The sequence below is a fragment of the Streptomyces sp. NPDC002403 genome (assembly GCF_053593015.1).
This window is the reverse complement of sequence record NZ_JBSFBQ010000121.1, coordinates 1-5924: the sequence shown is the minus strand read 5'-3', so window position 1 is coordinate 5924 and position 5924 is coordinate 1. Positions and strand designations below refer to the sequence as shown.

The window sequence follows — 5924 nt, the reverse complement described above, 5'->3', positions numbered from 1 at the left end:
AGGACGGAGCGGGGGACGAAGCATTGACGGACATGACGGAGGCGCTCCTCGCGTTGTCGATGCGTGCTCGGTGGGAACCGACTGCCGGTCGGTCGCGGTCAGATCGTGTTGCGGTACGGCGGCATGAAGCGCATCCGCGGCATCTGGTCGGCCAGCACTCCCCCGTCGACGATGATGCGCGCCCCGGTGAGATACGCGCCGGCGTCCGAGGCGAGCAGCAGCAGCGCGCCCACGCATTCGTCGGGCTGCGCGTACCTGCCGAGCGGGATGCGCTCGCGGTACGCGGATTCGAAGGCCTCCCGGTCGAAGGGGAATTCGCCGTCGATGGGTGTCTCGACCATGCCGGGGGCGAGGGTGTTGGCGGTGATGCCGTGCGGGGCGAGCTCCACCGCCAGGGTCTCGGTGAGCAGTTGGGCGGCGGCCTTGGAGGCGTTGTAGTGGGCCAGGCCGGCCTCCGCCACCAGGGCGTTCTTCGATGTGATGGTGATGATGCGGCCCGCGACCGAGTCCGCCGTCATGTGTTCAGCGATGCGCTGGCTGAGGAAGAAGACGGCGTCGACGTTGACCCGCATGATGCGGGACCAGCTCGCGGGGGTGATCTCGTTGAAGCGTTCCAGCGCCGCGGTGCCCGCGTTGTTGACCAGGATGTGCAGCGGTCCCGCGTCGGCGCGTACGGAGTCGACGAAGCCGGGCAGCGCGTCGATGTCCGCCAGGTCCTGTCCGTACGTCCGGCAGTTGCGGCCGAGTGCCTCGATCGCCGCCGCGGTCTCGGTGACGCCCTCGGCACCGGGCAGGTCGACGAGGACCAGATCGGCGCCCGCCTCCGCGAGCCCGACGGCGAAGGAGCGGCCGAGACCCCGGGCGGCCCCGGTCACGACCGCGGTGCGGCCGGTCAGATCGAAGCGGTCGGTTCCCCGGGGCGGGACGGCTGCGGTCATGGCGGGGTTCCTCCAGGCGGAGAGGTGGAGAGGCGGAGAGGTACGGAGGGGGTGGTCGGGTCCGGTCCTGATCGCCGGAGAGGTCCGGGCCGCCGCGCAGGGACACTTGGGTGATGGCGCGGCGGCCCGGCTGCCGGCCGGTGCCGGGCGACAGGGGGATGACCCCGGCACCGTACCGGCAGGTACTGAGGGAACGGCCGGGTCAGCCGTTCAGGCCCAGCAGATCCAGCGACGGCCGGTGGATGATCTCCTCCACCGCGTCCACGTCGAGCGGCGGCAGCCCCGGGATGCCGGGGATACGGGCGATCTCCCGCAGCCCCCGCACCGAGTCGTCGACCGTCGTGAACGGGTAGTCGCTGCCGAACATCAGCTTGTGGAAGACCCCGTAGTCCTGGACCAGCCGGAGGCTGTGCCAGAGCTGGAAGGGCCGGTAGTGCAGGGCGCTGATGTCCGCGTACACGTGCGGGTGCTTGCGGATGACCGCGATGCACTCGCCCTCGAAGGGGTGGCCGAGGTGGGCGAGGACCATCCGCAGTTCCGGGTGGCGGATGGCGACCGCGTCCAGGTGGCGGGGCATCGCCCACTCCAGCGGTGCGCTCGACACGAAGGTGGTGCCGGTGTGCACCAGGAGCGGGAGTCCGTGCCGCTCGGCGTACGTGTACAGCTCGTCGTACTCCTCGGCGGCCGGGTCGAAGCCCGCGTACATCGGCATCAGCTTGATGCCGCGCAGGCCCAGTTCCTGGTGGCCGTAGCGGAGTTCGTCCTGCCAGCCGGGCTGGGTGGGGTCGAGCGAGAGGTAGCCGATGAGCCGGTCGGGGTGCGCTCCGGCGTACGAGGCGACGGCCGCGTCGTCCACCCACAGGCCGCTGCGCCGCGCCTTGCCGCCGACGACGATCGTGCGGGTGCCCTCGGGGGCGGTGGCCGCGTACTCCTCCCACTTCACCGTGAGGTCGACCTCGCCCGCGTGGGCGCGGGCGGAGTCGGACCTGAACGGGTCGGTGAAGTCGTGGCTGTGCCGGAAGAGATGCGAGTGGACGTCGACGATCATGTCCGGTTCCGCTTCTCCCAGCCGTCCGCGAACATGTTCCAGAAGCGGTGGCTGGGCGGGTGCTCCTCGAAGACCTCGTCGACGAGCTCGACACCGAGACCGGGTGCGGTCGGCAGACCGATGTGGCCGTCGGTGATCGGAAGGGTGCCCTTGAGTGCGTCGAAGACGTAGTCCTCAAGGAGCCCGTCGAAGGTTTCCAGGATCTTGAAGTTGGGGATTCCGAGCGTCGCGTGCACCGAGACGGTGGTGCAGAGCGGCGAGTTGGAGTTGTGCGGGGCCACGAGCATGCCGTGGGTGTCGGCGATCGCGGCGAGCTTGCGGACCTCGGTGAATCCGCCGGCCATGGAGAGGTCGGGCTGGATGATGTCGACCGCGTTGGTGGCGAAGAGCTGCTTGTACTCGTAGCGGTTGTGGAAGTGCTCACCGCCGGAGATCGGGAACGCGGCGCGCTGCCGCAGCTCCGCGTAGCGCTCGATGTGGGTCCACGGCATCGGCTCCTCGAACCAGCCGATGTCGAAGGGCTCCAGCTCGCGCACCAGCCGGGCCGCGGTCGGCATGGCGAAGCGGGCGTGGCCCTCGATGAAGAGGTCGACATCGGGCCCGATGGCTTCGCGGACGGCGGCCACGAGGTCGACGGAGCGGCGCAGTTCGGCGCGCTCCAGCTCGTGCAGTCCGGGGCCGAACGGGTCGAACTTGAGGGCGGTGAAACCCTTCGCCACGGTCTCCTTCGCCTTGGCGGCGAAGGTCTCGGGCTCGCGTTCGCCGGTGTACCAGCCGTTGGCGTACACCCGTACCTCGTCCCGGCAGGCGCCGCCGGTCAGCCGGTACGCGGGCACGCCGAGCGCCTTGCCCATCAGGTCGTACATCGCCTGGTCGAGGCCGGACAGGGCGACGCCGCCCATGTCGCCGCCGCGCAGGAAGTCGCCCTGGTAGACGCGGAGCCAGAGCTCCTCGATGTCGAAGGGGTCGGCGCCGATCAGGTGGCGCCGGGCGATCGCCTCGGTGAGCTCGCAGACCTCGCGGACCCGGTAGGGGTGGGTGATCTCGCCGATGCCGGACAGGCCCTCGTCGGTGTGGACCCGGACGTAGCCGAAGTCGCGCCAGGAGGTGCCGAGCATCAGGGTCTCGACGCGGGTGATCCGGCCTGCGGGGCCTGCCGGGCGGGTGCGGTTGACGGTCAGCATCAGCGGGTCGCTCCGCCCATGGTGGAGGTGTTTTCCAGGTCCCGGGCTCCGCCGTCGGCGAGCACGGCCTTGACCGCGGCCTCGGTGCCCTCGATGAGACGGTCCACGTCGGCGTCGGTGTGGGCGTAGCTGATGTGGCTGCGCTTGAGGTTGAGCGGCAGCTCGAACAGACCGTGGTCGAGGAGCTTGCGGCGGTAGCCGACGAAGAGCGAGGCGTCGTTGTTCAGCAGGTCCGCGTAGGTGCGGGGGGCCTCGCCCGGCATGAAGTAGCTGACGAAGACGGAGCCGTAGCCGGTGACGACGGCGGGGACGCCGAGGCGTTCGTACAGTCCGCTCAGTTCGGTGCGCACGCGCTCGCCGAGCCGGAAGACGTGCTCGTGGACCGGCTCCTCGCGGAGCTTGCGCAGGGTGGCGAGGGCCGCGGCGACGACGGACGGGTGGCCGTTGTACGTGCCGGCGAAGAAGGCGGGGGCGCCGGGGCGGGTGGAGAAGAGGTCCATCAGGTCGGCGCGGCCGCCGATCGCGCCGACGGGGGCGCCGTTGGCGATGGCCTTGCCGAGGGTGGTGAGGTCGGGGGTGACGCCGGAGATCTTCTGCCAGCCGCCGATGTCGTGGCGGAAGCCGGTGATGACCTCGTCGAAGACCAGGACGCTGCCGGCCTTCGTGGTCTCCTCGCGCAGCGTGGTGAGGAACTCCTGGTACGGCAGGAGCGCTCCGACGTTGTGCGGGACGGGCTCGACGATCACGGCGGCGATGTCGGAGCCGTGCTCGGCGAAGGTGCGGCGGACGGCCTCGCTGTCGTTGAACGGCAGGACGAGCGTGGCTTCGAGGACCTCGGGCAGGATGCCGGTGGAGATCGGGTCGTGGCCGCCGACCTTCTCGGGCGCGGAGATGACGTTGAGGCTGACCGCGTCGTGCCAGCCGTGGTAGCAGCCCTGGAACTTGACGACCAGGCGGCGGCCGGTGGCGGCGCGGGAGACGCGCAGCGCGTGGAACGTGGCCTCGCTGCCGGTGCTGGTGAGCAGCACCTTCTCGATGGAGGGGATCAGCTCGGTGAGCTGTTCGGCGAGGAGGACCTCGCCCTCGGTGACACCGACGCCCATGTGGCCGAGGGTGGCGCCGGCCTCCGCGGTGGCGCGGGCCACGTCGGGGTCGTTGTGACCGAGCAGGGGCGGGCCGAACGCCGAGTGGAAGTCGGTGTACTCGCGTCCGTCGGCGGTACGGAACCGTGCGCCGTCCGTACCCGTGACGACCAGGTCGGTCAGTCCGGGAACGCTGCGCTGACCGCTGTTCACGCCGCCGGGTACGACCTGGCGGGCGCGTTCGGCGAGTCGGGCTCCGGATTCATTGCCTACCGGGCCTGAACTCATATCACTTGCTCCTTGCGTCGAGAGTCGTCGGTCTTCGCAGGCCCTGCCCGGCCCGTGAGTCCCTGGCGCCATCCGCCCGGCAGTCGCCGCAGGAATGAGGATGATCCTTGGTGCTTCAGGTGGTGCGTCTCGCTTTTTCTGAACGCTGTTCTGTAGAGCAGAACAGTGCCTGGATATTACGTGCGGCTCCAGGGCCGGTCAAGACCCTTTCGCACCCAGGAAGGCTCGATTCCGCGCTTTCTTCACAGAGAAAGCGCGTTCGAGCCCCTCCCGAGGCACTACGCTGTTCTGCTATGACGAACAGTGCTGCCCCAGAAGAACCGAAGTACTGGGTCAAGAGCGTGGCCAGGGCAGCGGACATCCTCGAGGCGCTCGCCGCCCCCGCACAGGGGAACGGCCTGAGCGTCACGGAGGTCGGCCAGGCCTGCTCCATCTCCAAGAGCGCCGCTTTCGGCATGCTCCAGACCCTCCGCGCCTACGGCCTCGTCTCGGACGACGGCGAGGGCATGAACCGCCGCTACCGGCTCGGCATGAGCCTGGCCCGGCTCGGCGACCGGGCCCGCTCCCAGGTGTCCCTGCGCGGGGTCGCCCACCCCGTCCTGCGCGAACTGACCCGGACCACCGGGATGGCGTCCCGCCTCGCCGTCCCCGAGGACGGCCACGCGGTCGTGGTGGACCAGGTCGAGCTCGACCAGCGCGTCCGGCTCGACCTGCGGATGGGACAGCGCGAGCTGCCGCACTGCACGGGCCTGGGCAAGGCGCTGCTCTCCGCCGTGCCGCCGAGCGAGGCGGCCGCGGTCGTCGAGCGGTTCGGGCTGCCCCGGCGCACCTCCCGCACGATCACCGACCCGGCCACCTTCCTGTCGCATCTGCGCGACATCGCCCGGGTCGGGTACGCCCTGGACGACGAGGAGGACGCCGAGGGCATCATCTGCATCGGCGCACCGGTCTTCGACGACCGCTCGGTGTGTGCCGGGGCGGTCTCCATCACGGGCCTCAAGCTCGGCCTGCCGGCCTGGCGCTACCAGGAACTGGGCGGCCAGGTCCGGGACGCGGCCCGCCGGATCAGCGTCTCGCTCGGCTGGGTCGACGACGCGGACGGCGCCGATCCCGACACCGGCACATCGCATTCCGACGAATTCAGGTCTTGACCAAATGGTGTAGCCCGCCGTAGGTTCCCTGCCAACCGCGGTGACACTCCATGGTCACCGGCGATTTACCCCTTCCGGCCTGGTTCCGGCGCCTGCCCATCGCGCCATGGACATCCGACAGCCGGACCCTTTTCAGCCATCCGCCTCATGGCAGTCCCCCGCAGGAACGCTCCCTCACTTGTCGCACTTCTCGGAAGGCGAAGTCCGCATGAGCGTTCCGCACCACCACACCC

General features: G+C 70.1%; 5 protein-coding genes. 1 reads left to right on the top strand and 4 read right to left on the bottom strand.

Annotated features, from left to right (window positions below; translation table 11 throughout):
- Window positions 1–98 precede the first annotated feature (98 nt).
- The 4 genes from ACWCPY_RS42730 to ACWCPY_RS42715 form a co-directional block, all read right to left on the bottom strand.
- Complete coding sequence (locus ACWCPY_RS42730; RefSeq protein WP_451274535.1) at window positions 99–938, bottom strand: SDR family NAD(P)-dependent oxidoreductase; 840 nt, start codon at window positions 936–938, stop codon at window positions 99–101.
- Window positions 939–1140: 202 nt separating this feature from the next.
- Entirely contained in the window at window positions 1141–1986 is an 846-nt protein-coding gene (locus ACWCPY_RS42725) for an amidohydrolase family protein (protein WP_072489473.1), read from the bottom strand.
- Window positions 1983–3170 carry a mandelate racemase/muconate lactonizing enzyme family protein gene (locus tag ACWCPY_RS42720; protein WP_451274533.1) on the bottom strand — a complete coding sequence of 396 codons (1188 nt, stop codon included), beginning with the start codon at window positions 3168–3170 and terminating at the stop codon, window positions 1983–1985. The genes ACWCPY_RS42725 and ACWCPY_RS42720 overlap by 4 nt, the downstream gene beginning before the upstream one ends.
- Complete coding sequence (locus tag ACWCPY_RS42715) at window positions 3170–4540, bottom strand: aspartate aminotransferase family protein (protein WP_451274531.1); 1371 nt, start codon at window positions 4538–4540, stop codon at window positions 3170–3172. The genes ACWCPY_RS42720 and ACWCPY_RS42715 overlap by 1 nt, the downstream gene beginning before the upstream one ends.
- 293 nt (window positions 4541–4833) lie before the next feature.
- On the opposite strand from ACWCPY_RS42715, the gene ACWCPY_RS42710 reads away from it, so the two are divergent.
- Window positions 4834–5691 (top strand): IclR family transcriptional regulator, encoded by an 858-nt coding sequence (locus ACWCPY_RS42710; protein WP_451274529.1) that lies wholly within the window; start codon window positions 4834–4836, stop codon window positions 5689–5691.
- Window positions 5692–5924: the final 233 nt, after the last annotated feature.